Genomic DNA, 25,404 nt, shown 5'->3' on the forward strand with positions numbered 1-25,404 from the left:
CTCATGACGTCTCCCGCGTTCCGGTGGTCCCGGTGATTCCGGCCCTGCGGCGGTACTCGGCGACGAGTTCGGGCAGCGCGGGCCCCCTGGGCCTGCGTCCGGGCCGGATGTCGGCGGTGAGCGCCTTGTCCTCCTGGATCAGGGCGTTGGGGTCGAGCGCGATGGCGACCAGCTCGTTGGCCGCGTCCCCGGTGGCGATCCCGTTGGGGCCCCAGTGGAAGGGCAGGCCGATCTGGTGCACGGTGCGGCCGCCGACGGTCAGGGGCGTGATCCTGCGGGTCACCATGACGCGGGCCTCGACGGCGTTGCGCGCCGTGACGATGGTGGCCCAGCCACCGTGCTCCAGCCCTCTCTCCTCGGCGAGCATCGGTGACACCTCGCAGAAGAACTCGGGCTGCAGCTCGGAGAGATAGGGCGACCAGCGGCTCATCCCGCCCGCCGTGAAGTGTTCGGTGAGGCGGTGGGTGGTGACGACGTACGGATACACGTCCGCGCCCGGCTCGTCGCCGCTCGGGTGGGAGCGGTTGCCCTCGCGCGGGTGCAGCTTCCTGACCGGCGAGCGGGAGCGCGAGGGGTGGAGCGCGTTGGTGAACGGCGAGTCCTGCGGCTCGTAGTGCGTGGGCAGCGGGCCGTCCTCCAGGCCGGCGGGGGCGTAGAGCCAGCCCTTGCCGTCGGCCTGCATGATGAACGGGTCGTCGCCGCGCAGTGCGTCGGGCCCCTCGGCGCCGGGCGGAGGTACGTGGCCGGGGGCACGGTCGGGGATGAAGTCGGGGACGTCGTACCCGGTCCACCGGCCTGCGGCCTCGTCCCACCAGATGTGGGCCTTGCGGTCGCTCCACGGGGTGCCGTCGGGGGCCGCCGAGGCCCGGTTGTAGAGGATGCGCCGGTTCGCGGGCCAGGCCCAGGCCCATTCGGCGGCCACCCAGTCCTGCTCGGTGTGGGGCTTGCGGCGGGCGGCCTGGTTGACGCCGTCCGCGTACACCCCGCAGTAGATCCAGCATCCGCACCGGGTCGAACCGTCGTCCTTGAGCTCGGTGTAGGCGGAGAGCGGCGCCCCGTCCGGGCCGTGTCCGTTGATCTCCGCCAGGACCGCCGCGGAGACGGGTTCACCGAGCGGCCCGTCCACGGGGTAGTCCCAGGTCAGGTCCTGGATGGCGCGGTCCATCGGATCGGTGGAGCCCGCGAGCCGCTCCTTGATGCGGCGGCCCAGGTGGTACATGAACCAGAGGTCGCTGCGCGCGTCGCCCTCGGGTTCGACGGCGGTGTGGTGCCACTGGAGCCACCGGTTGGTGTTGGTGAAGGAGCCGGACTTCTCGGTGTGCGCCGCCGCCGGGAAGAAGAAGACCTCGGTGCCGATCTCCTCGGTGGTCATCTCGCCGGTCTCGGTCTCCGGGCCGTCCTGCCACCAGGTCGCGGACTCGATGAGGGAGAAGTCGCGGACGACCAGCCATTCGAGCTGCGCCATGCCGAGCCGTTGCAGCCGGGTGTTGGCGGAGCCGACGGCCGGGTTCTCGCCCATCAGGAAGTAGCCCTTGCACTCCCCCGCCAGCTGCGCCATCACCGTCTCGTACGTGCCGTGGGAGCCGGTGAGGCGGGGCAGGTGGTCGAAGCAGAAGTCGTTCGCGGCGGTGGCCGCGTCCCCGTAGTAGGCCTTGAGCAGGCTGACGAAGTAGGCCCGCATGTTGCCCCAGAAGCCCTTGTCGGTGCGGCTGGCCCGGATGAAGGCGTCGAGGTCCTCGTGGGCGTGGGCGTGCGGCATCGGGAGATAGCCCGGCAGCAGGTTGAAGAGGGTCGGGATGTCGCTGGAGCCCTGGATCGAGGCGTGCCCGCGCAGCGCCTGGATGCCGCCGCCGGGCCGGCCGATGTTGCCCAGGAGCAGCTGGAGCACGCTCGCCGCGCGGATGCACTGGGCGCCGGTGGTGTGCTGGGTCCAGCCGACGGCGTACGCGAAGGCGGCGGTCCGCTCGCGTCCGGAGTTGGAGGTCAGCGCGTCGCAGACCTCCAGGAAGACCTCGCGCTTCACCCCGCAGATCTCCTCGACCATCTCGGGGGTGTAGCGGGCGTAGTGACGCCTGAGGATCTGATAGACGCACCGCGGGTCCTGGAGGGTCTCGTCGCGCGGCGGCCGTGCGCCGGCCTGCGCGCCTCCCGACCCGTGGGTCTCGGACCTGGCCGCGGAGTGGATCCGGCTCTGCGCGTCGTCGCTCCTGGCGCGTTCCTCGTACTGCTCGTCCACGTCCCCGGCGGGCGACTGCACCTCGGAGTCCCGGTACTGCCAGCTGCTGGGGTCGTAGTGGGCGCGTTCCTCGTCGAGACCGGAGAAGACTCCGTCGAGGTCCTCGGTGTCCCGGAAGTCGTCGCCGACCAGCGTGGCGGCGTTGGTGTAGTTGAGGACGTACTCGCGGAAGTCCTTCTCCTCGCTGAGGACGTGGTTGATGATGCCGCCGAGGAACGCGATGTCGCTGCCGGCGCGGATGGGCACGAAAAGATCGGCCAGTGCGCTCGTACGGGTGAAGCGCGGGTCCACATGGATGATCCGGGCGCCGCGCGCCTTCGCCTCCATCACCCACTGGAAACCGACCGGGTGGGCCTCGGCGAAGTTCGATCCCTGGATGACGATGCAGTCCGAGTGCTGGAGGTCCTGCATGAAGGTGGTTGCCCCGCCCCGGCCGAACGAGGTGCCGAGTCCGGCGACGGTGGAGCTGTGGCAGACCCGCGCCTGGTTCTCCACCTGGACGACGCCGAGGCCCGTGAAGAGCTTCTTGATCAGGTAGTTCTCCTCGTTGTCCAAGGTCGCGCCGCCGAGACTGGCGATGCCCAGGGTGCGTGCCGTGCGGAGCCCCTCGTGCTCCCACTGCCAGGTCCTGCGCCGGGTCTCGATGACGCGGTCCGCGACCATGTCCATCGCGGTCTCCAGGTCGAGCGGCTCCCAGTCGGTGCCGTAAGGGCGCCTGTGGAGCACCTGGTGACGGCGGGCCGGGCCGGTGGTGAGCTGGAGCGTCGAGGAGCCCTTGGGGCAGAGCCTGCCGCGGCTGACGGGTGAGTCCGGGTCGCCCTCGATCTGGACGACCCGGTCGTCCTTCACGTACACCTGCTGGCCGCAGCCCACCGCGCAGTACGGGCAGACGGACTTGACGACGCGGTCCGCCGTGGCCGTCCGGGGCCGGAGCTGCTCCGTCTCCCGTGACATCACCGCCCGTCCCCTGCCCAGAGGATCGCCGCCGGTCAGCTGCCGGTACACGGGCCAGCGGCCGAGCGGATTGCCTGCTCCCATCGCGATTCCTCCAGCGGTCCGGGGACTGACTCCAGGCTCGCCCCACGGCTCCGTGTCGGCGACACGAGCGAGGTCTCGACGGGCGGGCCCGCGAAAGATCTCGTACCCGGTGTGCGGCGGGGAAACGTGGGACGGCCCGCGCCGCCGCCTACAGTTCGCGCAGCGCCGGCAGGAGCGTGCTGCGGGCCCAGTCGATGAAGGGCGCCTGCTGGGCCCCGCCGATCTGGACGAGGGCGACCTCGGTGAAGCCCGCCTCGGCGTAGGGGCGTACGGCCTCGACGAACGCGTCGACGTCCGGGCCGCAGGGGATCGCGTCGGCGATGTCCTCCTTGCGTACGAACTGGGTGGCCTGGTCGAAGGCGGCCGGTCCCGGCAGCTCCGAGTTGACCTTCCAGCCGCCGAGCGACCAGCAGAACTGGTCGTGGGCGCGGTCGATCGCGGCGTCCCGGTCGGGGTCGTAGCAGACGGGCACCTGCCCCACCCGGGGCTTCCCCGCACCGCCGTGCCGGTCGAACTCGCTCAGGAGTTCGCCCTTGGGTTCGGTCGCGATGACCAGGTCGGCGAGCCGGCCGGCGAGCGCGCAGGACCTTCCGCCGGAGACCGCGATGCCGAGGGGGACGCGCTGTTCGGGCAGGTCCCACAGCTTGGCGTTCTCCACGTCGAAGTGGGCGCCGTGGTGGTTGACGTAGCCCCCGTCGAAGAGCGCGCGGATGATGTGCACGGCCTCCTCGAGCATCTCCAGGCGGACATGGGGTGCGGGCCACCCGCCGCCCACGACGTGCTCGTTGAGGCTCTCCCCCGAGCCGAGTCCGAGTCGGAACCGGCCTTCGGCGAGCAGTTGGAGCGTGGCGGCCTTCTGGGCGATCACCGCGGGGTGGTAGCGGGTGGTCGGGCAGGTCACGTACGTCATCAGGGGGATCGTGGAGGTGGCCTGCGCGGCGGCGCCCAGCACGGACCACGCATAGGGCGCGTGTCCCTGGGAAGCCAACCAGGGGAAGTAGTGATCCGAGGTGACGGAGAAGTCGAATCCGGCCCGTTCCGCGGCGACCACGTCCTGGACGAGGGCTCGCGGGCCTGCTTGCTCGGTCATCATCGTGTAGCCGATTTGAACCATACGAAACACATTTACCGTGACATCGTCATAAAACATGAATTCATGTCAATGGCTGTCTGTGATCGATACCCCGGGGTATGCGCCATGCATGGACGTAACGAACGGAGCAAGGGACTCGCTGGCCGCCACCCTCGCTGACAGCGGCGGCGGTGCGGCAGGTGTGATCCTCGGCGTCGTCGGGGTCGCCGTGGTGGTGCTGCTGATCGGCGCCTTCTGGTGGGGCATGCGGCGCCGGGACAAGGAGTCGCCGCCGCCGCGCCCCGAGGAGCAGCCGGCCCGGCCGGACCACCGTACGGAGATCCGGGAGAGCGACGTGCACGGCTCGGACCGCTTCCCCGAGGACGGGCGGGCGATGACGCCGTACGAACTCGGTGACCACGGCAACGAGGTGATCCCGCCCGAGCCCGGCCCCGATCCCGAGCGCCCGCGCGACTGACGGCGGCGCCGACGGATGGGGGGAGCATGAACCGGCCGAAGTCCGACCGCAGGACCCGGATCACGGTCCTGGTGGCACTGGGCGCCAACCTCGTCATCGCTGTGGCCAAGGGGGTGGGGGGATTCCTGTCGGGGTCCCCCGCCCTGCTGTCCGAGGCCGCCCACTCCGTGGCGGACAGCGTGAACGAGGTCTTCCTGCTGGCCGCGCTCAGGCGCAGCCGACGGCCTCCTGACGCCCGTCACCCCTTCGGGTACGGCAAGGAGCGCTATTTCTGGTCGCTGCTGGCGGCCGTCGGGATCTTCGTCGTGGGGGGCTGCTTCTCGTTCTTCCAGGGGATCGAGGCGCTCGGCCGGGACGAACAGGAGTCGCCCGACGGGTACACGGCAGGTCTGATCGTCCTCGGGGTCGCCCTCGTCGCGGAGGGCAGCTCCCTGGTCCGCGCGCTGGTCCAGCTCCGCGGGGAGAAGGGCGGCGCCGCCCGCGACCCCGCGCTGCGGACGGTGATCGCCGAGGACAGCACCGCCGTGCTGGGCGTCGTGCTGGCCATGGCGGGCATGGTGCTGCACCTCGTCACGGGTGACGTCGTGTGGGAGGCGTCGGCCTCCCTGGGGATCGGCCTGCTGCTGGTCTACGTCGCCTACCGGCTCGGCAAGGACGCCCGCGACCGGCTGATCGGGGAATCCGCCGGACCGGGGCTGCGCCGGGGCGTGGAGGAGTTCCTCACCTCCCAGGCCGAGATCGACAACGTGGCGGCCCTGTTCACCATGGGCCTCGGCCTCGATTCGGTGCTCGTGGCGGCCCGGGTCGATCTGGCTCCCGGCATCGACAGCGAGGAGATCGAGCGGGTCGCCGTCCGGATCAAGCGGTCGATCGCACGGTCGTGGCCGGAGGCCGAGCACGTCTTCCTCGACATCACGAACGCGCCGCCCCGGGGCGGCGTGTGACCGCGCCCGCCGCGTGTTGCGGGAGTCGCCCGGGCGCATGAGGCTGGTCCTGGCCGCGCGGCACCGAAGAAGTCATGCCGCAGAACGATAAGGCAGTGGACCATGACCCCTAGCGATCCGCGGACCGCTCCGGAACCGGCGGTGCTGAGCGGCGCGAGCGCCCCGTGCTGGGTCCACCTGGTGACCCGCGACCTGGAGGACGCGAGCCGCTTCTACGGCGCCGTCCTCGGCTGGACGTTCCGCCGGGGGCCGCTCGGCAGGGACTTCCTGATGGCCCGCTCCGACGGTGTGCCGGTCGCGGGCATCGGTGCGGTCGCGTCCGCCTACCAGGTGGCCGTGGCCTGGATGCCGTACTTCTCCGTCAAGGACGCCGACGTCGTATCGGACCGCATCCGTGAACGCAGCGGAACCGTGGCCGTGGGCCCGCTGACGATCGGGACGGGCCGCGCGGTCCTGGCCGCCGACCGGGACGGCGCGTCCTTCGGGGTCTGGGAGTGGACGGGGCGCGCGGCCACCCTGGCACCGTCCGGGAACCGCGCGCACGCCTGGCTCCGGCTGCGCACCAGGGACGCCTTCGACGCCGCGATCTTCTACGGCGAGGTCCTCGGCTGGGCGAGCGGCGAGCCCGGCGGCTGCGAGGCGGCGTACGTGAAGGAAGAGGTGCTCGTACGCTGCAACGGGCGCCCGCTGGCCCGGATCAGCTCCGGTGCCGTCGAGGCCGCCCCCGACCCGCAGGTGCGCCCGCACTGGCAGGTGCAGTTCCCGGTCCCCGACGTGGGCGCGACGGTGCTCGCCGCGGAGCGGAACGGCGGCACCCTCATGGAGCGCCGCGACGTGCAGTACGGCAACGAGGCGACGCTGCGGGACCCGGACGGCGGGCTCTTCACCGTGACGGACGTACGCGGCCCGGCGGGCGCGGACGAGGACGGGAGCTGACCGGTCAGGGACGCGGGCCGGGCTCCTCGGGGTCCGGGTCCTCTCCCCCGTCGCCCGGCCGGCGGTTGTCGCGGGCGATGGCCCAGAGCGGGAAGACGAACCAGCAGGCCAGGAACCACAGGGCCATTCCGCCCACCAGCCACAGGGCCACCGAGTTGTGCAGAGCCACCCGGAGGATGAGCAGCAGCGCGCTGCACATCGTGCCGAAGAGCAGGCCGAGCCCGAGCTTCGTCAGGCGTGAGGCCCAGATGACGGTCTGCGGCTTCATCCGGCGGCCGGTGAGCAGCCGGTGGTACGACACGGGCCCTATGAGCGCGGCCGCGGTCGCCGACCCCAGCATGACGGTGACGACGTAGATGTTCCGGTCGACGGTGGAGAGGTCGGAGAAGCGGGGCTGGAAGACCACCGCGAGGAGGAAGCCGAACAGGATCTGGACACCGGTCTGCGCGACCCGGAGTTCCTGGAGCAGATCGCCCCACTGCCGGTCCGCCCGCTCCTCCTCGGTCTCGTGCCGCCCGCTGCGCGGGTTCGTCCCCGGCACTTCGTCCTCCCCGCCGATACGCGGTCTCCGGCCCATCGATGCCTCCCCACCTCGTAGAGGTGGTACTGGTTCCCCGCGAAACCCCCGTGAATCCTGGACCGCCGACGTCGCCCCGGCGGCGGGGCGACGCGGACGGCACGCCTGCCGATGTTCTCCATGGTGGCAGCCGCGGGGGAATCCACCACACCGGCGGCCGGGGGCCGCGCTCCCCCACCCGGCCTGGGCCCGAGCCTCGACGCACCGTGACGACTCACCTAGGATCGGAGTACGGCATCGCGCGTCGGTCACCGGCCGGGTGAGGCGTGGAGGTAGCCCGTGAGATGCCCGTTGGAGGCATTCCACAGTGTCAGTCGAGTTGAATCACACCATCGTTCACAGCCGGGACAACCGCGAGTCCGCGGAGTTCCTGGCGGACATCCTGGGTCTCACCGTCGGAACCGAGTGGGGACCGTTCATCCCGGTGGTCCTGGCGAACGGCGTCACGCTGGACTTCGCGACCGTTCCCGCCGGATCGATCACGGTGCAGCACTACGCGTTCCTCATCTCGGAGGCGGAGTTCGACACCGCTTTCGGCCGCATCCAGGAGCTGTCCATCCCGTACTGGGCCGATCCCCACAGGAAGCACCCCGGCGAGATCAACCACAACGACGGCGGACGCGGGGTGTACTTCCCCGATCCCAGCGACCACGGGATGGAGCTCATCACGCGGCCGTACGGCGGCTGGTCCTAGGCACCGGAACGGACGGGCGGCCCGGCGATCGGTGATCGTGCCGGGCCGTCCGGCTCAGGGGCCGGCGTCGACCCTCAGGGTCAGTTCGGGCCGGTCCCACATCACGGCCGGCGGGCGGGCCGCGACGGTGCCGGTGCGTTCGGCGCCGACGCTCCGGTAGAAGCCCTCGGCCGGCGGGTGCGCGACCACGCGTACGGCGTCGGCACCGGCCCGCCGGGCCTCCTCGCGCAGGTGCCCGACGAGGAGCCGCCCGATGCCCCGCCCCTGGACGTCGTCCGCGACGAACATCAGGTCGAGCTCCGGCGGCTCCGGCGGCTCCGGCGGCTCCGGCGGGAACAGGATCAGCGCGTAGAAGCCCAGCACCCGGCCGTCGTCGCCCACGGCCACGTGCACCGCGTGCGCCTCGATGTAGTCCGGGCCGATCCGGTATCCCGCGACCATCGGCGCGTACGGGCCCTCGTAGGCGCGGGAGCCGGTGACCAGACGGGTGAGCCGCTTGGCGTCCCGTGCGACGGCCCGCCTGATGTGGACGCCGTCGTGCCGGTCCGTAACCCTCGGTCTCATGAGGTGAGTATTACGCACTCCGGGTGCGGGGCGCGTACCCGGAGGTCAGCGCCCGCTCCGCCTCGTGTGCCACTCCGCCACCACGGCGTCGATGTCGAACGGCTCGAGGTTCAGTGGCGGGCCCTCCGGCGGCATGGCCAGCGCCTCGCGGATCCGCACGTTGATCTCCGTCAGCACGCGCCGGGCCTCGGCTTCCGACCGGGCGTGGAGCGCCTCATCCCGGGCGTCCTCGGCGGCCTTGCGCAGGGTCAGCGAGGGCGGGAGCGCCGACAGCCCCTCACGCTCCATCTTCGCCTTGATCCACCACATCGCGTCGTACGGCCGGTCGAGACCGGGGATCGGCTTGCCCGCACCCGGCAGGTCGGCGAAGGCGCCCCGCTCCTCGGCCTCGCGGATCTGCCGGTCCACCCATGTCTCGAAGCTGACCCCTGCGGGTTTGCGCTCGGTCACCGCGTGCCCCTCTCCCCACTCGTACCGGACGGCACCGTGTTCGGCCGGGGCGTCCGGGCCTGCGCGTTCCAGGCTACCGGGAACACGCCCGCATGAACGGCGCCCGGGGGGTAACACGCCTGGTGCGCACAGCCCGGCCCACACACCGAACCGGGCCCGGAACGGAAGGGGTTGACGAGAGTGAAACAGCACGAGGCACCGACCGCGAGCCGACGGGAGCGTCGGCCATGACGACCGTGGTGATCATCGTTGCCGTCGTCCTGGTGGCCGCGCTCGCCCTCCTCCTCGCCCGCTCCCGTGGGACCGGTGGACGGGGGCTGCGCCGCCGCTTCGGACCCGAGTACGACCGGACGGTCGCCCGTCATGACGGCGACACCAAGGCGGCCGAGCACGAACTGTCCGAGCGGGTGAAGCTGCACGGCTCCCTGACGGAGCGGCCGCTGCGGCCGGAGGCCCGTGAGGCGTACGCCCGGCGCTGGGCGGAGGTGCAGGAGCAGTTCATCGACTCCCCCAGGGACGCGGTCGTCGAGGCCGACGCGCTCCTGGCACAGCTGGCCCGGGACCGGGGCTTCCCCGGCGGTGACAGCTTCGAGGAGCAGACGGCGGCCCTCTCCGTCCACCACGCAGAGCAGGTCGACGGCTACCGCAGGGTGCACACGGCCGTGCGCGGCCAGGGCGGTACGGAGGAGATGCGGAAGGCCCTGATCGAGTCCCGGGCGCTCTTCGACGTACTACTCGCGGACGCACCCGGCGAGCCGGACCGGACCGACCGGACCGACCGGCACGAGACGAAAGGCAGTGCAGCGGCATGACCCACCCCACCGCACACACGACCGAACCCCTCTCCGGCGCCGAGCCCCGGCGGACGGAGCCCCGGGAGGCAGCCGAGAGGCTCCCCGGGGACAGCGGGATCCGTGAGACCAGGAGCGGGGGGCCCGGCGATCTCAGCGTGCCGCCCGCCCCGCGAACGGCGGCCCCCGCTCCGCCGCCGGCCGGACGGAACGGCCCGCACGAGGCTGACGGCACCGGCGGGCCCCTGGTCCCGCGCGGCGCCCAGGACGCGCTCTCGCTGCGGATGCAGCAGGCGGTCACCGACTTCGTCGAGAGCCCCCGCAGGGCGGTCGAGGAGGCGGACAGCACGTTCGACGAGATCGTCTCGGGCCTGACCGAGGCCCTCGCGGAACGCAGGCGCGTCCTGCGCGCGAGCTGGCAGGAGCAGGACACCGAAGCACAGACGGAGGAGCTGCGGATCGCGCTCCAGCGCTACCGCGACCTCAGTGAGCAGTTGCTGAGGATCTGAGCGGCGAGCCGCCGCACACCGGCCCGGTGCCACGTCCCTGGACGCGGCACCGGGCCGGCCCGCGTCCGGAGCGGCCGCTCAGGCCGGGAGGACGAGGTCGGCGCGCAGCCGCTCGGCCACGGCCGGGGGCAGGCGCAGCGCCTTGGTCAGATAGCCGTCGAGTCCGCCCCAGCGCTCGTCCACCGCGTCCAGGGCCGCCTCGAGGTACCGGGGCCGTGCCTCGATGACCGCGGACGCGATGTCCGGGTCCCCGCCCTCGTCGAGGAAGCGCCGTACGGCGGGCCCGAAGGCGGCGCGCACCGCGTGGTTCACCGCGAGGAACTCGGCGCGTACGACCTCACGCGAGGCACCCGCCGTCATCAGCAGGAGTGCCGTGGCCCAGCCCGTCCTGTCCTTGCCCGTGGCGCAGTGGAAGAGCAGCGGCCTGGCGTGCGGGTCCGCGGCGGTGTCCAGGAAGGCGCGGTAGGCGGCCGCGGCCCCCGGGGAGAGGACCATCTTCCGGTACGTCTGGGCGAACAGCTCCTCCGCCCGTCCGCCGCCGAGCAGACGGGCTGCTCCGTCCGGGTCGCTCAGCAGCGCCTTGAGCCGCGCCGGCGACACGCCCGGGTTGTCCCCGAGGACGTCGGCGACGAAGAGTCTCGCGCCCGTGGGCAGCCGGTCGGGCGCCCAGCGGCGCTCGTCCGCCGTACGCAGATCGACGACGGTACGGATGCCGAGGGCGGCCACCGCCATGTCGTGCTCGGCGTCCAGCTCGCTCAGCTGGCCGGAGCGCAGCAGGATTCCCTGCCGCAGGCGGAGGTCGCGCCCCAGGGCGATGCCGCCCAGATCGCGCAGGTTGACGACGGTCGATGCGGGGACGGCCCGGGCGGTCTGCACGATGAACTGCCTCTTTCCCGACAGACTGCAGGTCGGAATCAACGTCGCACGGCGTGCGAATATCGACAAAGGGAACGTGAGGTACCGGGCACCGGACGCCCGTGGGGATCAGTCGGCGAGAATCCTTGCCTTCTGCGCGGCGAACTCCGCGTCGCTGAGGACACCCCGCTGCTTCAGGTCGGCGAGCCTCTCGAGCAGGGTGATGACGTCGTCCCCGCCGTCCGCCGGGACGCGCTCGTGCGCCAGGAGTTGGCCACCCGCCTCCTGGACCGCACGGGTGAGGGGCACCGACCAGAGGTCCTCCCACACGATCAGCGCGGCGGAGCTCTCCTCGGACAGCTGTTCCAGGACGTCGAGGCCGGTGATCCGCGGCATCCCGGGGGGCAGGTCGTCCGGTGGATCGAACGACACCAGCCCCTGGGGGTCCATCTCCCGCAGCTCGACGTATTCGAGGGTCCCGCCCGCTCTCCGGGCGAACGCCAGGTCGAGGATGCGTACCGCCTCGGACGCGACGGCGTCGGCCAGTACGGGCGCGATCGCGTCGGCGAAACGGCCGCCGGGAAAGGTGACGACGAGGTACTCCACGGGTCCCACGGCCACGGTGCGCCCCTTCCCTTGCGGTTCTGGATCGACAGCAGCTTAACTTCGGACAATCCGTTACGCACTGTGAAAAGAGATGGCAGAAGCGACAGGGGCGGAGAGGCCCGCCCGTCAGCGGTCCCGCCGTGGGATGGTGGTGGTGTGACGCTGGAGGATCTCGTCCGGCTGCGCCGGGCCCGTGACCGGATGGACCGCGACTACGCCGAGCCGCTCGACGTCGCGGCGCTGGCCCGGTCCGCCCTGATGTCGCCGGGCCATTTCTCCCGCAGCTTCCGCGCCGCGTACGGGGAGACGCCGTACAGCTACCTGATGACGCGCCGCATCGAGCGGGCGAAGGCCTTGCTGCGGCGCGGTGACCTCACGGTCACGGAGGTCTGCTTCGAGGTCGGCTGCACCTCGCTGGGGTCGTTCAGCTCGCGGTTCACCGAGCTCGTCGGCGAGAGCCCGAGCTCCTACCGGGGCCGCGCCCATGACGCGGGCGCCGCCGTCCCGCCGTGTGTCGCCAAGATCCACACGCGACCGGTCAGGAATGGAGAAGCGAAAGCCAACCGCCGCCCGTAGCGTGATGCGCATGGAGATCAACCTTTCGACGTGCTTCATCGCCGTCGACGACCATGACAAGGCGCTGGCCTTCTACCGGGACGTCCTCGGCCTGGAGGTGCGCAACGACGTCGGGTTCGAGGGGATGCGCTGGGTGACCGTCGGCTCGCCGTCGCAGCCGGGTGTGGAGATCGTTTTGGAGCCGCCGCTCGCCGACCCGAACGCCTCCCCCGCCGACAAGGCGACGATGGCGGAACTGCTGGCCAAGGGGCTGCTGCGCGGCGTCATCTTCAGCACCGACGACTGCGACGCCACCTTCGAGCGCATCCGCGCGGCGGGCGGCGAGGTGCTCCAGGAGCCGGTCGACCAGCCCTACGGGGTGCGTGACTGCGCCTTCCGCGATCCCGCCGGCAACATGCTGCGCTTCAACCAGCCCCGACGCTGATTCCGCCCCGGACGGGACCGTCGCTCTGGTAGACAACGACCGTCGCCGCCGCATGCGGTGACGCCGACGGCGGACGCGCAGGCGGCCCGCGTGACAGATGGAGAAACCACCAGCATGGCCACGAGGACGGACAGGCAGTCGCCCACGCTGCATGCTTCCGACAGCCACGACCTGATCCGCGTGCACGGCGCGCGTGTGAACAACCTCAAGGACGTCAGCGTAGAGATCCCGAAGCGCCGGCTGACGGTGTTCACCGGCGTCTCCGGCTCGGGAAAGAGCTCGCTGGTGTTCAGCACGATCGCCGCCGAGTCGCAGCGGATGATCAACGAGACGTACAGCACCTTCGTCCAGGGCTTCATGCCGACGCTCGCGCGGCCCGAGGTCGACGTCCTCGAAGGGCTGACGACCGCGATCACCGTCGACCAGCAGCGGATGGGCGCCGACCCCCGTTCCACGGTCGGGACCGCCACCGATGCCAACGCGATGCTGCGCATCCTCTTCAGCCGGCTCGGCAAGCCGCATATCGGCCCGCCCGGCGCGTACTCCTTCAACACCGCGTCGGTCCGGGCGAGCGGCGGGATCACCGTGGAGCGCGGCGCGGCGAAGACCAGGACGGTCAAGGCGACCTTCAACCGCACCGGTGGGATGTGCACGCGCTGCGAGGGCCGCGGCTCGGTCTCGGACATCGACCTGACCCAGCTCTACGACGACTCCAAGTCGCTCGCCGAGGGCGCGTTCACCATCCCCGGCTGGAAGTCCGACAGCCAGTGGACCGTGCAGGTCTACGCGCAGTCGGGCTTCGTCGACCCGGACAAGCCGATCCGCGCGTACACCAAGAAGGAACTGCAGGCCTTTCTCTTCGGGGAACCGGTCAAGGTCAAGGTCAACGGCGTCAACCTCACCTACGAGGGGCTGATCCCGAAGATCCAGAAGTCCTTCCTGTCCAAGGACAAGGAGGCGATGCAGCCTCACATCCGGGCGTTCGTGGAGCGTGCGGTCACCTTCACCACCTGTCCCGAGTGCGACGGCACCCGGCTCAGCGAGGGCGCCCGGTCGTCGAAGATCGGGCGGGTCAGCATCGCCGACGCCTGTGCGATGGAGATCCGCAACCTGGCCGAGTGGGTGCGCGGCCTCGACGAGCCCTCGGTGGCGCCGCTGCTCACCGCGCTTCAGCAGACCCTCGACTCGTTCGAGGAGATCGGCCTGGGCTATCTCTCGCTGGACCGGCCGGCGGGGACACTCTCCGGCGGTGAGGCGCAGCGCGTCAAGATGGTCCGGCACCTGGGTTCCTCGCTCACCGACATCACCTATGTCTTCGACGAGCCCACCATCGGTCTCCACCCGCACGACATCCAGCGGATGAACAACCTGCTGCTGCGGCTCCGGGACAAGGGCAACACGGTGCTCGTGGTGGAGCACAAGCCGGAGACGATCGCCATCGCGGACCACATCGTCGATCTCGGGCCCGGGGCGGGTTCCGAGGGCGGCACCGTCTGTTTCGAGGGCACCGTCGAGGGGCTGCGGGCGGGCGACACCGTGACCGGCCGTCACTTCGACGACCGGGCCACGCTCAAGGAGTCGGTGCGCAAGCCGACCGGCGCGCTGGAGATCCGCGGCGCGTCGGCCCACAACCTGCGGGACGTCGACGTGGACATCCCGCTCGGGGTCCTGGCCGTCGTCACCGGGGTCGCCGGTTCCGGCAAGAGTTCGCTGGTGCACGGGTCGGTCCCGGCCGGCGAGAACGTGGTGTCGGTCGACCAGAGCCCGATCAAGGGGTCGCGGCGCAGCAACCCGGCGACGTACACCGGACTGCTCGATCCGATCCGCAAGGCGTTCGCCAAGGCCAACGGGGTGAAGCCCGCGCTGTTCAGCGCCAATTCCGAGGGGGCGTGCCCCACGTGCAACGGTGCGGGCGTCATCTTCACCGACCTGGGGATGATGGCCGGGACCTCGACGACCTGTGAGGACTGCGAGGGGAAGCGGTTCGACTCGTCCGTCCTCGAATACCACCTGGGCGGCCGTGACATCAGCGAGGTCCTCGCGATGTCGGTGGCCGAGGCCGAGGAGTTCTTCGGGGCGGGCGAGGCGCGTACGCCGGCCGCGCACCGCATCCTCGGCCACCTCGCCGACGTGGGGCTCGGCTATCTCCGCCTGGGCCAGCCGCTGACCACCCTGTCCGGCGGTGAGCGGCAGCGGCTCAAGCTGGCCACCCATATGACGGAGAAGGGCGGGGTCTACGTCCTCGACGAGCCGACGGCCGGTCTCCATCTCGCCGATGTCCGGCAGTTGCTCGGCCTGCTCGACCGCCTCGTCGACTCCGGCAAGTCGGTGATCGTCGTCGAGCACCACCAGGCGGTCATGGCGCACGCGGACTGGATCATCGACCTGGGGCCGGGGGCGGGCCACGACGGGGGCCGGATCGTCTTCGAGGGCACCCCGGCCGACCTCGTGGCCGACGGCTCCACCCTGACCGGGGAGCATCTGGCGGCCTACGTCGGCGCCTGACGGAGGGGCCCGGCGCCTGACGGTGTCACGGTGTCGGGTCCCGCCACCGGTCATGATCCACGGACAAGGGCGGTCCACCCAGCGCATCCGGCACATTTCGGAGAGTGCAAGGTCACAGCCGGTGGCCCTGCTGCTCGTCAGAGCGCTGACCTAGCATCTGAGCATGACGGTCCAGCCTGCTGACGGGTTTTCCCTGGCCGCCGAGTTCCCCGACCCTTCCCACGACCAGTGGCAGAGCCTTGTCGAAGGCGTACTGCGCAGGTCCGGCAAGGACGTCACGGGGCCGGCCGCCGAGGAAGCGCTGTCCACCGCACTCGGGGACGGGCTCACAGTCCGCCCTCTGTACACCTCCGCCGACACGTCCGCGGACCCCGGCCTGCCCGGCTTCGCGCCCTTCACCCGGGGCAGCAGGGCCACGGGGAACACCACGGACGGCTGGGACGTACGCCAGCGTCACGCGCTGACGGATCCCGTGCGCCTCAACGAGGCCCTGCTCGGCGATCTGGAGAACGGCGTCACCTCCCTCTGGCTGGCCGTCGGCGGGCCCGGCGGGGTTCCGGTCTCCGGCCTGGCCCGCGCGCTGGAGGGCGTCTATCTCGACCTGGCGCCCGTGGTGCTCGACGCGGGCGCCGATCCCGGGCCGGCCGTCCGCGAACTGCTCGGGCTCTACGAGGCCCGCGGCATCGCGAAGGAGTCCGCGCGCGGCAGCCTCGGGGTGGATCCGCTCGGGCAGGCCGCGCGCACGGGCACGGAGCCGGAATGGGAGTCCGCCGTCCACTGGGCGCGGCTCTGCTCCCGCGAGTACCCGGGCCTGCGCGCCCTGGCCGTGGACGCGCTGCCGTACCACGAGGCGGGCGGCTCCGCGGCCGAGGAGCTGGGTCTCTCGCTGGCCACCGGTGTCGCCTGTCTGCGCGCGCTGACGGCGGCGGGGCTCTCCGTCGAGGAGGCGTGCGCGCAGCTGGAGTTCCGTTACGCCGCGACGGCCGACCAGTTCCTGACGATCGCGAAGCTGCGGGCGGCCCGCCGGCTGTGGGCCCGGGTCGCCGAGGCCTGCGGGGCTCCGGGCGCCGGGGCGCAGCGGCAGCACGCCGTGACCTCCTCGGTGATGATGACGCGGCGTGACCCGTGGGTGAACATGCTGCGGACGACGCTGGCGTGTCTGGGCGCGGGGGTCGGCGGAGCCGAGTCCGTCACCGTACTGCCGTTCGATCACGCACTGGGTCTGCCGGACGCGTTCGCCCGGCGGATCGCCCGCAACACCTCGACGATCCTGATGGAGGAGTCGCATCTGGCCAGGGTCACGGACCCGGCGGGCGGCTCCTGGTACGTCGAGCGGCTGACCGATGAACTCGCTGCTGCCGCCTGGGAGTTCTTCCAGGAGGTCGAGCGGGCGGGAGGTCAGGCGGCCGCGCTCGGCTCCGGCATGGTCCAGGAGCGGCTCGCCGCCACCTGGGCGGCCAGGAGCAAGGACCTGGCGCGGCGCAAGGAGCCGGTGACCGGGGTGAGCGAGTTCCCGGCCCTGGACGAGCGGTCCGTGGAGCGCGAGCCCGTGCCCGACGCGCCGTCAGGGGGCGGGCTGCCCCGGGTCAGACGCGACGAGGCGTTCGAGGCGCTGCGGGCCAGGTCGGACGCGCACCTCGCGGCCACGGGCGCCCGGCCGAAGGTGTTCCTCGCCGCGCTGGGGCCCGCCGCGGTGCACACGGCCCGGGCGTCGTTCGCGGCGAACCTGTTCCTCTCCGGCGGCATCCGGCCGGTCCACGACCCGGTCTCCGTGGACGCGTCGACCGCCGCCGCGGCCTTCACCGCGAGCGGGGCGCGGATCGCGTGCCTCTGCTCCTCGGACACGCTCTACGCCGAGCAGGCCGACGCCGTCGCCTCGGCCCTCAGGGCGGCGGGCGCCGAGCAGATCTTCCTGGCGGGGCGGCCGGGCGAGTACACCGGGGCCGATGTCCATGTGTTCGCCGGCTGCGACGTGGTCGCCGTCCTCTCCTCCGAACTCGACCGCATGGGAGTGGCCTGATGCAGACCCCCGAGACGACGGTGTCCTCCGGGACCCCCGTGCCGGACTTCTCCGACGTACCGCTGACCGGTGAGGCCCCCGAGTCGGTCTCCGAGGACCAGTGGCACGCCGCGGTGAAGGAGTCGGCCGGCCGCTCCGAGGACGAGCTGCTCTGGGAGACGCCGGAGGGCATCGAGGTCAAGCCGCTGTACACCGGGCGTGATCTGGAGGGGCTGGACTTCCTCGGGACGTACCCGGGCATCGCGCCGTACGCGCGCGGTCCGTATCCGACGATGTACGTGAACCAGCCCTGGACGATCCGTCAGTACGCCGGGTTCTCCACGGCCGAGGAGTCCAACGCCTTCTACCGGCGCAACCTCGCGGCCGGGCAGAAGGGCCTGTCCATCGCGTTCGACCTGCCCACCCACCGCGGCTACGACAGCGACCACCCCCGGGTGACGGGTGACGTCGGCATGGCGGGCGTGGCGATCGACTCGATCTACGACATGCGTCAGCTCTTCGACGGCATCCCGCTGGACCGGATGTCGGTGTCGATGACGATGAACGGCGCGGTGCTGCCGGTGCTCGCCCTGTACATCGTGGCGGCCGAGGAGCAGGGGGTCGCCCCCGAGAAGCTGGCCGGGACCATCCAGAACGACATCCTCAAGGAGTTCATGGTCCGCAACACCTACATCTATCCGCCCGCCCCCTCGATGCGGATCATCTCGGACATCTTCGCGTTCACCTCGCAGAAGATGCCCCGCTACAACTCGATCTCGATCTCCGGCTACCACATCCAGGAAGCGGGTGCCACGGCTGATCTGGAGCTCGCCTACACCCTGGCCGACGGAGTGGAGTATCTGCGGGCCGGGCAGGCGGCGGGCCTGGACGTCGACGCGTTCGCGCCCCGGTTGTCGTTCTTCTGGGCGATCGGCATGAACTTCTTCATGGAGATCGCGAAGCTGCGGGCGGCGCGGCTGCTGTGGGCGAAGCTGGTCAGGGAGTTCGGGCCGAAGAACGCCAAGTCGCTCTCGCTGCGCACCCATTCGCAGACCTCCGGCTGGTCCCTGACCGCGCAGGACGTGTTCAACAACGTCACGCGCACCTGTGTCGAGGCGATGGCGGCGACCCAGGGCCACACCCAGTCGCTGCACACCAACGCCCTCGACGAGGCACTGGCCCTGCCCACCGACTTCTCCGCGCGGATCGCCCGTAACACCCAGCTGCTGCTCCAGCAGGAGTCCGGTACCTGCCGGGTCATCGACCCGTGGGGCGGAAGCGCGTACGTCGAGAAGCTCACCCACGACCTGGCGCGTCGGGCCTGGCAGCACATCGAGGAGGTCGAGGCGGCCGGCGGCATGGCCAAGGCCATCGACGCGGGCATCCCCAAGCTCCGCATCGAGGAGGCCGCGGCCCGTACGCAGGCGCGGATCGACGCGGGGCGCCAGCCCGTCATCGGCGTGAACAAGTACCGGGTGGAGACCGACGAGAAGATCGATGTGCTCAAGGTCGACAACTCCTCGGTGCGCACCCAGCAGATCGAGAAGCTGCGCCGGCTGCGCGAGGAGCGCGACGAGCAGGCATGCCAGGACGCGCTGCGCGCCCTGACCGCGGCGGCGGAGCGGGAACCCGGGCCGGGGCTGGAAGGCAATCTGCTGGCGCTGGCCGTGGACGCCGCCCGGGCCATGGCCACGGTCGGCGAGATCTCGGACGCGCTGGAGAAGGTGTACGGCCGGCACGCGGGCCAGATCCGTACGATCTCCGGGGTGTACCGCAAAGAGGCAGGAGAGTCCCCGTCCGTGGACCGCACCCGCACCCTGGTCGACGGCTTCGAGGAGGCGGAGGGACGGCGTCCGCGCATTCTCGTCGCCAAGATGGGCCAGGACGGCCACGACCGCGGCCAGAAGGTGATCGCCACCGCCTTCGCCGACCTGGGCTTCGACGTCGACGTCGGCCCGCTGTTCCAGACGCCGGGCGAGGTCGCCCGGCAGGCGGTCGAGGCGGACGTGCACATCGTGGGCGTCTCCTCGCTCGCCGCCGGCCACCTCACGCTCGTGCCCGCGCTGCGTGAGGAGCTGGCCGCCGAGGGCCGGGAGGACATCATGATCGTGGTGGGCGGGGTGATTCCGCCGCAGGACATCGAGGCGCTCCACGAGGCGGGGGCCGCGGCGGTGTTCCCGCCCGGCACCGTCATCCCGGACGCCGCGCACGACCTGGTCACGCGGCTCGGTGCCGCGCTCGGCCACGAGCTGTGAGCCGCTGACGGATGGCGGCGAGGAGCAGCATCGACATCGACGCGTACGTCAAGGGCGTGCTCGACGGGAAGCGCGCGTTCGTGGCCCGTGCGATCACGCTCGTGGAGTCGGGCCGCCCCGACCACCGGGTGCTGGCGCAGCGGCTGCTGACCGAGCTGCTGCCCCGTTCGGGGCGGGCGCGGCGCATCGGGATCAGCGGGGTGCCGGGCGTGGGCAAGTCCACGTTCATCGACGCGCTGGGCACGCTGCTGACGGGGCTCGGGCACCGGGTCGCCGTGCTGGCCGTGGACCCGTCGTCGAGCCGTACGGGCGGCTCCATCCTGGGTGACAAGACCCGGATGGAGCGGCTGGCGGTGGACGCGCGGGCCTTCGTACGGCCCTCCCCCACCGCAGGGACCCTCGGCGGCGTGGCCAAGGCGACCCGCGAGTCGATCGTGGTGATGGAGGCCGCCGGTTACGACGTGGTGCTGGTGGAGACCGTCGGCGTCGGGCAGTCGGAGACGGCGGTCGCCAACATGGTCGACACCTTCCTGCTGCTCACCCTGGCGCGTACGGGCGACCAGCTGCAGGGCATCAAGAAGGGTGTCCTGGAGCTGGCCGACGCCATCGCGGTCAACAAGGCCGACGGTCCCCATGAGCGGGACGCCCGTTCCGCGGCCCGTGAACTGGCGGGCGCGCTGCGGCTGATGCACCCGGTGGACGCGGCCTGGACTCCCCCGGTGCTGACCTGCAGCGCGAGGGAGTCGACCGGCCTGGACGCCCTGTGGGAGCGGCTGGAGCAGCACCGTACGCTCCTGGAGTCCACCGGGAGGCTGGCGGCCAAGCGCCGTGAGCAGCAGGTGGACTGGACGTGGGCGATGGTCCGCGACGAGCTGCTGGACAGCCTGCGCGGCCATCCCGCGGTGCGTTCGCTCACCCCGGAGCTCGAACAGCGGGTCCGTGAGGGCGAGCTGACGGCCACGCTGGCCGCCGGGGAGATCCTGCGGGCGTTCCGCGGGGACGGCTGAGGGCTGCCCTGCCCCGGGGCCCCGGGATCACACGGGGGCGTGCCGGGTCGCCTCGGGGGCGTCGGCGGTGACGCCGTGCTGCTCGTCGTCGGGGCGTCCCTGCCGGGGCAGCAGGAAGGTCAGGGCGAGGAACGCGGTCAGCAGGCACGCCTGGACGATGAGCGCGCGGTGGAACCCGCCGGTGAAGTCGCCGGTCCTGACTTCGGCGAAGAACACGGAACCGAGGACGGCGACGCCGATGGAGCCGCCGATGGACTGGACCGCGGACAGGACCCCGGAGGCGGAGCCGATCTCGTCGTCGTCGACGGCGGCCAGGACGAAGCTGAACAGGGCGGCGATGACCATGCCCGCGCCGATGCCGGAGACGGCGATGCCCGGGGCGATGTCCGCGACGGAGAACGCGTCCGCGGTGAGGCCGTTCAGCTCGAACCAGAGGAGGGCCGCCCCGGCGAGCTGGACCAGCGGGCCGATCTGGAGGACCTTGCGGCCGATCCGGTCGGCGAGGAAGGCGCCGCTGACGGCTCCGCCGATCGCCGTGCCCACCGCGAGCGGCAGGTTCCCTAGTCCCGCCTCACCGGCGGTGAAGTGCCGACCGATCTGCAGGTAGAGGGTCAGCACGAGCTGCGTGCCGACGAGCCCGGCGAAGAACAGGGCGATGCCGCCGAGCCCGACGGCGAAGGCGGGCTTGCGCAGCAGGCCGGGGGTGACGAGCGGTTGCCGGCCGACCGCGGACCTGCGGCGCTGCTGCAGCGCGAACAGGGCGAATCCGAGGGCGGAGGCGGCCATGCACAGCCAGGTCCACAGCGGCCAGCCGTCCTCCTGTCCCTGGTTCAGCGGCAGGACGAGGAGCGCGCAGGACGCCGCGACCAGCGCGGCACCGCCCATGTCGACACTCACCGTACGGTCGCCGGCCTTCTTCGGTACACACCTGGCGGCGGTCACCAGGGCGGCGAGCCCGATGGGCAGGTTGACCAGGAACACCGAGCGCCAGCCCAGGCCGAAGAAGTCACCCTCGATGAGGAAGCCGCCGAGGACCGGACCGATGATGCCGCCGAGTCCCAGGACGGGGCCGAAGATCCCGAAGACCTTGGTGAGTTCGGTCCCGGAGAAGTTCTCCCGCAGCAGGCCGAGGCCCTGCGGCAGGAGCATCGCCCCGGCGGCGCCCTGCAGCAGCCGGAAGACGATCAGCGAGGTGATGTCCGGGGCCAGCGCGCACAGCAGCGAGGTGACGGTGAAGGCGCTCAGGCCGATCAGGAACATGCTGCGCCGCCCGTAGCGGTCACCGAGCCGGCCTCCGAGCACGAGCCCGGCTCCCAGGGTGAGGGCGTAACCGCCGATCACCCACTGGAGGCCGACGGAGCTCGCGCCGAGAGACTTCTCCAGCTCCGGTCCGGCGACGTTGACGATCGAGGCGTCCAGGAGGTCCATGATCTCCGCGACGAGCATGACCACCAGGATCAGCCACCGCCATCGGTAGGGCCCGGTGGTCCCGTCGGTGGTGGGGGTCGGGTTGCGCACGTCAATACCTCCATCGTAAAGTTATTCCACCATGAAGCTAAATCGATCGCGATAGGTTGTCAAAGCGGGCCGCCGACGCGGAGCGCACGGCGGAGAGAAGGGCGGCAGACCTCCCATGGAGGACGCGATGCGGGACGGTGTGGCGGCACAGCGCGAGCGGCTGATGGAAGGGCTGCGCGCCTACGGCGGCCACTACGCCGAGCTCAGCCGCCGCTTCGCCGCCTGGCTGGGCCTGCACTCCACCGACGCGACCGCGGTGCTGGAGATCGCCGCCGCCGAGGAGCGCGGCACGCCGCTGTCACCGGCACGGCTGAGCGAGCGGATCGCCCTGTCCACGGGCGCCACCACCGCGCTCCTGAACCGCCTCGAAACCGCGGGGCACATCACCCGCACCCGCGAACACTCGGACCGCCGGGTGATCACCCTGCGCAGCGGCCCGCACATCCAGGAACGGGCCGACGAGTTCTTCGGCCCGCTGGCCCACCGCCTCGACGCCACGATGGCGCACTACCCGCCGGACCTCCTGGCACGGTTCGAGTCGTTCGTGACCGACCTGAACTCCACCATGGACGCCCACCTCGCGGACCGGGGTACGACGACGCCGCACTCCCCCGGCGACTGACCCACGGCCGGACACATCGACTGCGGTGCGCGGCAAGGGGAACAACCCGCCGTCAGTTCACCTCCGGCCCGAACCGTCGCCTGTACGCCGACGGCGTGATGCCGGTCCCGCGGCGCATCAGTGTGCGCAGATTGGCGGCGGTGCCGAGCCCGCTGCGTCGCGCGACGACCTCGAACCGGGACTCGCCCCGCTCGATCAGCCGGCACGCCAGGGCCAGCCGTTCCCCCGTCAGCCACGCCAGTGGCGTCGTGCCCAGTTGCGCCCGGAAGCGGCGGTGCAGCGTCGCCGGACTGACCGCCGCACGCGTCGCGAGGGCGGACACGGTGAGCGGTGAGTGCAGCCGCTCCTGAGCCCAGGCCAGGACCGGCGCCAGGGACTCGTCCGGCAGGTCGGGCATGGGACGCTCCACGAACTGCCGCTGCCCACCGTCCCGGTGCGCCGCGAAGACCAGCCGCCGGCTCACGGAGTTGGCGACCTCCGCGCCGTGGTCGCTGCGGACCACATGCAGCCCGAGGTCGAGTGCGGCCGCACTCCCGGCCGCGGTGAGGATGTCCCCGTCATCCACGAACAGCACGTCCTCCTCGAGCCGGACCGAGGGGAAGCGGGCCCGGAAGGCGTCCGCCCACTGCCAGTGCGCGGTGGCCCGGCGGCCGTCGAGGACTCCGGCCTCGGCCAGCGTGAAGGCGCCGCTGCAGAAGCCGACCAGGCGGGCACCGCGGGCGTGTGCCCGGCGGACGGCATCGAGCACGGCGGAACGGCGGGGCACCTCGATGTCCGGCCGGTTGGGGACGATCAAGGTGTCCGCCGCGTCGGCCGCCTCCAGCCCGGCGACTCCCGTGAGCGTGAAGAATCCGTCCCGCATCAGGGTGCGGGGCTCGGAGGAACAGAGCGCGAAGTCGTAGAGATCACGGCCGATCTCGGGTCGGCGCAGACCGAAGATCTCGGTCGCACAGCCGAGCTCGAAGGGGTTCGAGTTCTCGTCGACGATCACGACGACCCGGTGAACGCCTGGGCCATCAGCCGCGTGCGAGGATTCTTTCGCCATGTGCAATTCCTAGCACTCACGGCGGCCGTGCGAAACGGCTCAGGATGAACCCATGAGCAGCGAACCCATCCCCCTCAGCAAGGCTCTGGCCTCGTTCGACGCCTTGTGGAGCCCCCGTATCGTCACACGCGTCAACGACTACGACGTCCGTATCGCCAAGGTCGAGGGCGAGCACCTCTGGCACGTCCACGACGACACCGACGAGTTCTTCCTGGTACTCGACGGAGAGCTGCACATCTCCTTGCGCGAGCCCGAGGGGGAGCGCACGGTCCTGCTCCCTCGGGGGTCGGTCTTCACCGTCCCCCGAGGCACGGAGCACAAGCCGTACGCTCCGTCCGGCGCCGCGATCCTCATGTTCGAACCCACCGGGACACCGACGGTGGGCGATCGTCACGACGAGATCCCGGAGCACGTCGACTCGACGACCGGCCACGCGCTCGGCACCTGACCCGAAGCAGCACCGGCCGGCACCCGACGTGGTGGCGGCCGGTGTCGCACGGTCGGAGAGACCGGGCGAGGCCCCTCGTCGCGGGCCCGGCGGCCGGCTGTGCGGCTACGTGGCCGGGGCGAGTTCGGCGCGGCCGAACAGCAGGGCGTACCCGGTGGGGAGCCGATGGAGGATGCGGGTGATGAGGTCGGGGCCGGCGTGGGCGGAGACGGCCGCGAAGACGGAGCCGGTGTCCCACCGGGTGGTGGCCAGGGAAGCGCCGGAACGGGCGGCGAGGTCCTTGACGAAGGCCCATCCGGTCAGCGGCTGCGTGTCGGGGACCTGAGCGGTCAGTACACGTGCGGCCTCCAGGGGCAGGCAGGCGGCCAGGTCGACGCGCTCGTCACCGGTCAGCTGCCGCCCCAGCCCCGCCAGGACCAGGCGGACGGCCTCCTCGGCTCTCTCACGGGTGGGGTAGGCGCCTTCGTAGCGGACCTTCTCCAGCATCTGCTCGTACGCCGTCCCGTACGGCCGCTGGTGCTCGAGCGATATGCGCACGTCGGTGATCACTGTGGTGTGTGCCTTTCGTGGAACCAGGGTGGGATGTGCCGGTGCGTGGCACCGGTGCGGCGGTCCTCGCCGGCCGTGCCGACGGCCGCGGACAGCACAGCGCGGAGGGTACGGAGGACGGCCGAGGGGAGATCGGGTGCCGTCCTCCGCACCTGTCCGGCCGGTCTCAGCCGGAGATCTCCTTGTGGCCGGCTCCGACGCCGACGGAGATCTTGCGGGGCTTGGCGCGCTCGGCGATCGGGATCCGCAGAGTGAGCACGCCCGCGTCGTAACCGGCCTCGATGTGCTCGGTGTCGAGGGTGTCGGCGAGCACGATCTGGCGGGAGAAGACGCCCAGAGGCCGCTCGGACAGCTCCATCTGCACGTCGTCGGCCTTCGCCACCGGCCGGCGCTCGGCCTTGACCGTCAGCATGTTCCGCTCGACGTCGATGTCGATCGCGTCCGCGGTGACGCCGGGAAGGTCGAAGGCCACGACGTACTCGTCGCCCTCGCGGTACGCGTCCATCGGCATCGCCGACGGCTTCGACCAGGTGCCCGGGCCGATCAGCTGCTGGGCCAGCCGGTCCAGCTCACGAAAGGGGTCAGTGCGCATCAACATCGTGAAAACACCTCCAGCGGGTTCGGGCTTGTCGCCAATGCGCCTCACTGAATCCGTTGTAGCATGTCATCCAACCGATGACAAACACTAAGTCATCCATCGGGTGAC

25 protein-coding genes are annotated in these 25,404 nt (G+C 71.4%); 14 read left to right on the plus strand and 11 right to left on the minus strand.

Annotation, left to right across the window (positions count from 1 at the left end):
* Position 1: 1 nt before the first annotated feature.
* Positions 2–3,274, minus strand: coding sequence for a formate dehydrogenase (gene fdh, locus JKV81_RS29305; protein WP_202078656.1), 3,273 nt, complete (start codon positions 3,272–3,274; stop codon positions 2–4).
* A gap of 148 nt (positions 3,275–3,422) precedes the next feature.
* On the minus strand, positions 3,423–4,388 hold the full coding sequence (locus tag JKV81_RS29310) for an LLM class F420-dependent oxidoreductase (RefSeq protein WP_202078657.1): 966 nt from the start codon (positions 4,386–4,388) through the stop codon (positions 3,423–3,425).
* An 88-nt stretch (positions 4,389–4,476) separates the two neighbouring features.
* On the opposite strand from JKV81_RS29310, the gene JKV81_RS29315 reads away from it, so the two are divergent.
* From JKV81_RS29315 to JKV81_RS29325, 3 genes are all read left to right on the plus strand, one after another.
* On the plus strand, positions 4,477–4,824 hold the full coding sequence (locus JKV81_RS29315; protein WP_202078658.1) for a DUF6479 family protein: 348 nt from the start codon (positions 4,477–4,479) through the stop codon (positions 4,822–4,824).
* A 26-nt stretch (positions 4,825–4,850) separates the two neighbouring features.
* Positions 4,851–5,768 carry a cation diffusion facilitator family transporter gene (locus JKV81_RS29320; protein WP_129260534.1) on the plus strand — a complete coding sequence of 306 codons (918 nt, stop codon included), beginning with the start codon at positions 4,851–4,853 and terminating at the stop codon, positions 5,766–5,768.
* Positions 5,769–5,870: 102 nt separating this feature from the next.
* On the plus strand, positions 5,871–6,704 hold the full coding sequence (locus JKV81_RS29325) for a VOC family protein (RefSeq protein ID WP_129260535.1): 834 nt from the start codon (positions 5,871–5,873) through the stop codon (positions 6,702–6,704).
* 4 nt (positions 6,705–6,708) lie between these two features.
* Here JKV81_RS29325 and JKV81_RS29330 read toward each other — a convergent pair whose 3' ends face one another.
* Entirely contained in the window at positions 6,709–7,281 is a 573-nt protein-coding gene (locus JKV81_RS29330) for a DUF6328 family protein (RefSeq protein ID WP_129260536.1), read from the minus strand.
* Between the two features lie 307 nt (positions 7,282–7,588).
* Between JKV81_RS29330 and JKV81_RS29335 the strand changes: the two genes are divergently transcribed.
* Complete coding sequence (locus JKV81_RS29335; protein ID WP_129260537.1) at positions 7,589–7,975, plus strand: VOC family protein; 387 nt, start codon at positions 7,589–7,591, stop codon at positions 7,973–7,975.
* Between the two features lie 54 nt (positions 7,976–8,029).
* Here the strand turns inward: JKV81_RS29335 and JKV81_RS29340 are convergent, their stop codons facing one another.
* On the minus strand, positions 8,030–8,539 hold the full coding sequence (locus JKV81_RS29340; protein WP_202078660.1) for a GNAT family N-acetyltransferase: 510 nt from the start codon (positions 8,537–8,539) through the stop codon (positions 8,030–8,032).
* 45 nt (positions 8,540–8,584) lie between these two features.
* Entirely contained in the window at positions 8,585–8,989 is a 405-nt protein-coding gene (locus tag JKV81_RS29345) for a DnaJ family domain-containing protein (protein WP_129260539.1), read from the minus strand.
* A 227-nt stretch (positions 8,990–9,216) separates the two neighbouring features.
* Between JKV81_RS29345 and JKV81_RS29350 the strand changes: the two genes are divergently transcribed.
* Together JKV81_RS29350 and JKV81_RS29355 are read left to right on the plus strand one after the other, a co-directional pair.
* Positions 9,217–9,801, plus strand: coding sequence for a hypothetical protein (locus tag JKV81_RS29350; protein ID WP_129260540.1), 585 nt, complete (start codon positions 9,217–9,219; stop codon positions 9,799–9,801).
* A complete protein-coding gene (locus JKV81_RS29355; protein WP_236058073.1) occupies positions 9,798–10,289 on the plus strand; it encodes a hypothetical protein in 492 nt (163 codons plus the stop codon). The genes JKV81_RS29350 and JKV81_RS29355 overlap by 4 nt, the downstream gene beginning before the upstream one ends.
* Positions 10,290–10,367: 78 nt before the next feature.
* Here the strand turns inward: JKV81_RS29355 and JKV81_RS29360 are convergent, their stop codons facing one another.
* Both JKV81_RS29360 and JKV81_RS29365 read right to left on the minus strand, forming a co-directional pair.
* Complete coding sequence (locus tag JKV81_RS29360; RefSeq protein ID WP_202078661.1) at positions 10,368–11,165, minus strand: tyrosine-protein phosphatase; 798 nt, start codon at positions 11,163–11,165, stop codon at positions 10,368–10,370.
* A 108-nt stretch (positions 11,166–11,273) separates the two neighbouring features.
* The gene (locus tag JKV81_RS29365) at positions 11,274–11,765 is read right to left on the minus strand and encodes an SHOCT domain-containing protein (protein ID WP_129260541.1); all 492 of its coding nucleotides are present in this window, start codon (positions 11,763–11,765) and stop codon (positions 11,274–11,276) included.
* 141 nt (positions 11,766–11,906) lie between these two features.
* Here JKV81_RS29365 and JKV81_RS29370 point away from each other — a divergent pair, with 141 nt between their 5' ends.
* The 6 genes from JKV81_RS29370 to meaB all read left to right on the plus strand — a co-directional run bounded on the left by JKV81_RS29370 (position 11,907) and on the right by meaB (position 20,516).
* On the plus strand, positions 11,907–12,326 hold the full coding sequence (locus JKV81_RS29370; protein ID WP_129260542.1) for a helix-turn-helix transcriptional regulator: 420 nt from the start codon (positions 11,907–11,909) through the stop codon (positions 12,324–12,326).
* A 10-nt stretch (positions 12,327–12,336) separates the two neighbouring features.
* Positions 12,337–12,750, plus strand: a complete 414-nt coding sequence (locus JKV81_RS29375) for a VOC family protein (RefSeq protein ID WP_124278742.1) — start codon at positions 12,337–12,339, stop codon at positions 12,748–12,750.
* 114 nt (positions 12,751–12,864) lie between these two features.
* Positions 12,865–15,255, plus strand: coding sequence for an ATP-binding cassette domain-containing protein (locus JKV81_RS29380; RefSeq protein ID WP_129260544.1), 2,391 nt, complete (start codon positions 12,865–12,867; stop codon positions 15,253–15,255).
* Between the two features lie 163 nt (positions 15,256–15,418).
* Positions 15,419–17,275, plus strand: coding sequence for a methylmalonyl-CoA mutase small subunit (gene mutA / locus JKV81_RS29385; RefSeq protein WP_202078663.1), 1,857 nt, complete (start codon positions 15,419–15,421; stop codon positions 17,273–17,275).
* On the plus strand, positions 17,275–19,509 hold the full coding sequence (scpA, locus tag JKV81_RS29390) for a methylmalonyl-CoA mutase (protein ID WP_129260546.1): 2,235 nt from the start codon (positions 17,275–17,277) through the stop codon (positions 19,507–19,509). The genes mutA and scpA overlap by 1 nt, the downstream gene beginning before the upstream one ends.
* 11 nt (positions 19,510–19,520) lie before the next feature.
* Positions 19,521–20,516 carry a methylmalonyl Co-A mutase-associated GTPase MeaB gene (gene meaB, locus JKV81_RS29395; RefSeq protein WP_202078665.1) on the plus strand — a complete coding sequence of 332 codons (996 nt, stop codon included), beginning with the start codon at positions 19,521–19,523 and terminating at the stop codon, positions 20,514–20,516.
* A 27-nt stretch (positions 20,517–20,543) separates the two neighbouring features.
* Here the strand turns inward: meaB and JKV81_RS29400 are convergent, their stop codons facing one another.
* Positions 20,544–22,034 (minus strand): MFS transporter, encoded by a 1,491-nt coding sequence (locus JKV81_RS29400; protein WP_202078666.1) that lies wholly within the window; start codon positions 22,032–22,034, stop codon positions 20,544–20,546.
* Between the two features lie 127 nt (positions 22,035–22,161).
* Here JKV81_RS29400 and JKV81_RS29405 point away from each other — a divergent pair, with 127 nt between their 5' ends.
* The gene (locus JKV81_RS29405) at positions 22,162–22,656 is read left to right on the plus strand and encodes a MarR family winged helix-turn-helix transcriptional regulator (protein ID WP_372444264.1); all 495 of its coding nucleotides are present in this window, start codon (positions 22,162–22,164) and stop codon (positions 22,654–22,656) included.
* 52 nt (positions 22,657–22,708) lie between these two features.
* On the opposite strand, the gene JKV81_RS29410 is transcribed toward JKV81_RS29405, so the two are convergent.
* Positions 22,709–23,701, minus strand: a complete 993-nt coding sequence (locus JKV81_RS29410) for a helix-turn-helix domain-containing protein (protein WP_202078668.1) — start codon at positions 23,699–23,701, stop codon at positions 22,709–22,711.
* 52 nt (positions 23,702–23,753) lie between these two features.
* Here JKV81_RS29410 and JKV81_RS29415 point away from each other — a divergent pair, with 52 nt between their 5' ends.
* Entirely contained in the window at positions 23,754–24,149 is a 396-nt protein-coding gene (locus JKV81_RS29415; protein ID WP_129260551.1) for a cupin domain-containing protein, read from the plus strand.
* A gap of 105 nt (positions 24,150–24,254) precedes the next feature.
* Here JKV81_RS29415 and JKV81_RS29420 read toward each other — a convergent pair whose 3' ends face one another.
* Both JKV81_RS29420 and JKV81_RS29425 read right to left on the minus strand, forming a co-directional pair.
* Entirely contained in the window at positions 24,255–24,698 is a 444-nt protein-coding gene (locus JKV81_RS29420) for a DUF2267 domain-containing protein (protein ID WP_129260552.1), read from the minus strand.
* Between the two features lie 166 nt (positions 24,699–24,864).
* Positions 24,865–25,296, minus strand: coding sequence for an Hsp20/alpha crystallin family protein (locus tag JKV81_RS29425; protein WP_129260553.1), 432 nt, complete (start codon positions 25,294–25,296; stop codon positions 24,865–24,867).
* Positions 25,297–25,404 lie beyond the last annotated feature (108 nt).

Source organism: Streptomyces silvae (genome assembly GCF_016745505.1).
In the GTDB taxonomy this organism is placed as follows: Bacteria; Actinomycetota; Actinomycetes; order Streptomycetales; family Streptomycetaceae; genus Streptomyces; species Streptomyces silvae.

Bases quoted from the DNA above. Each gene is read 5' to 3' on its own strand.
- fdh (WP_202078656.1), bottom strand. From the start codon at position 3,274: ATGGGAGCAGGCAATCCGCTCGGCCGCTGGCCCGTGTACCGGCAGCTG.
- JKV81_RS29310 (WP_202078657.1), bottom strand. From the start codon at position 4,388: ATGGTTCAAATCGGCTACACGATGATGACCGAGCAAGCAGGCCCGCGA.
- JKV81_RS29315 (WP_202078658.1), top strand. From the start codon at position 4,477: ATGGACGTAACGAACGGAGCAAGGGACTCGCTGGCCGCCACCCTCGCT.
- JKV81_RS29320 (WP_129260534.1), top strand. From the start codon at position 4,851: ATGAACCGGCCGAAGTCCGACCGCAGGACCCGGATCACGGTCCTGGTG.
- JKV81_RS29325 (WP_129260535.1), top strand. From the start codon at position 5,871: ATGACCCCTAGCGATCCGCGGACCGCTCCGGAACCGGCGGTGCTGAGC.
- JKV81_RS29330 (WP_129260536.1), bottom strand. From the start codon at position 7,281: ATGGGCCGGAGACCGCGTATCGGCGGGGAGGACGAAGTGCCGGGGACG.
- JKV81_RS29340 (WP_202078660.1), bottom strand. From the start codon at position 8,539: ATGAGACCGAGGGTTACGGACCGGCACGACGGCGTCCACATCAGGCGG.
- JKV81_RS29350 (WP_129260540.1), top strand. From the start codon at position 9,217: ATGACGACCGTGGTGATCATCGTTGCCGTCGTCCTGGTGGCCGCGCTC.
- JKV81_RS29355 (WP_236058073.1), top strand. From the start codon at position 9,798: ATGACCCACCCCACCGCACACACGACCGAACCCCTCTCCGGCGCCGAG.
- JKV81_RS29375 (WP_124278742.1), top strand. From the start codon at position 12,337: ATGGAGATCAACCTTTCGACGTGCTTCATCGCCGTCGACGACCATGAC.
- JKV81_RS29380 (WP_129260544.1), top strand. From the start codon at position 12,865: ATGGCCACGAGGACGGACAGGCAGTCGCCCACGCTGCATGCTTCCGAC.
- mutA (WP_202078663.1), top strand. From the start codon at position 15,419: ATGACGGTCCAGCCTGCTGACGGGTTTTCCCTGGCCGCCGAGTTCCCC.
- scpA (WP_129260546.1), top strand. From the start codon at position 17,275: ATGCAGACCCCCGAGACGACGGTGTCCTCCGGGACCCCCGTGCCGGAC.
- meaB (WP_202078665.1), top strand. From the start codon at position 19,521: ATGGCGGCGAGGAGCAGCATCGACATCGACGCGTACGTCAAGGGCGTG.
- JKV81_RS29405 (WP_372444264.1), top strand. From the start codon at position 22,162: ATGCGGGACGGTGTGGCGGCACAGCGCGAGCGGCTGATGGAAGGGCTG.
- JKV81_RS29410 (WP_202078668.1), bottom strand. From the start codon at position 23,701: ATGGCGAAAGAATCCTCGCACGCGGCTGATGGCCCAGGCGTTCACCGG.
- JKV81_RS29415 (WP_129260551.1), top strand. From the start codon at position 23,754: ATGAGCAGCGAACCCATCCCCCTCAGCAAGGCTCTGGCCTCGTTCGAC.
- JKV81_RS29425 (WP_129260553.1), bottom strand. From the start codon at position 25,296: ATGTTGATGCGCACTGACCCCTTTCGTGAGCTGGACCGGCTGGCCCAG.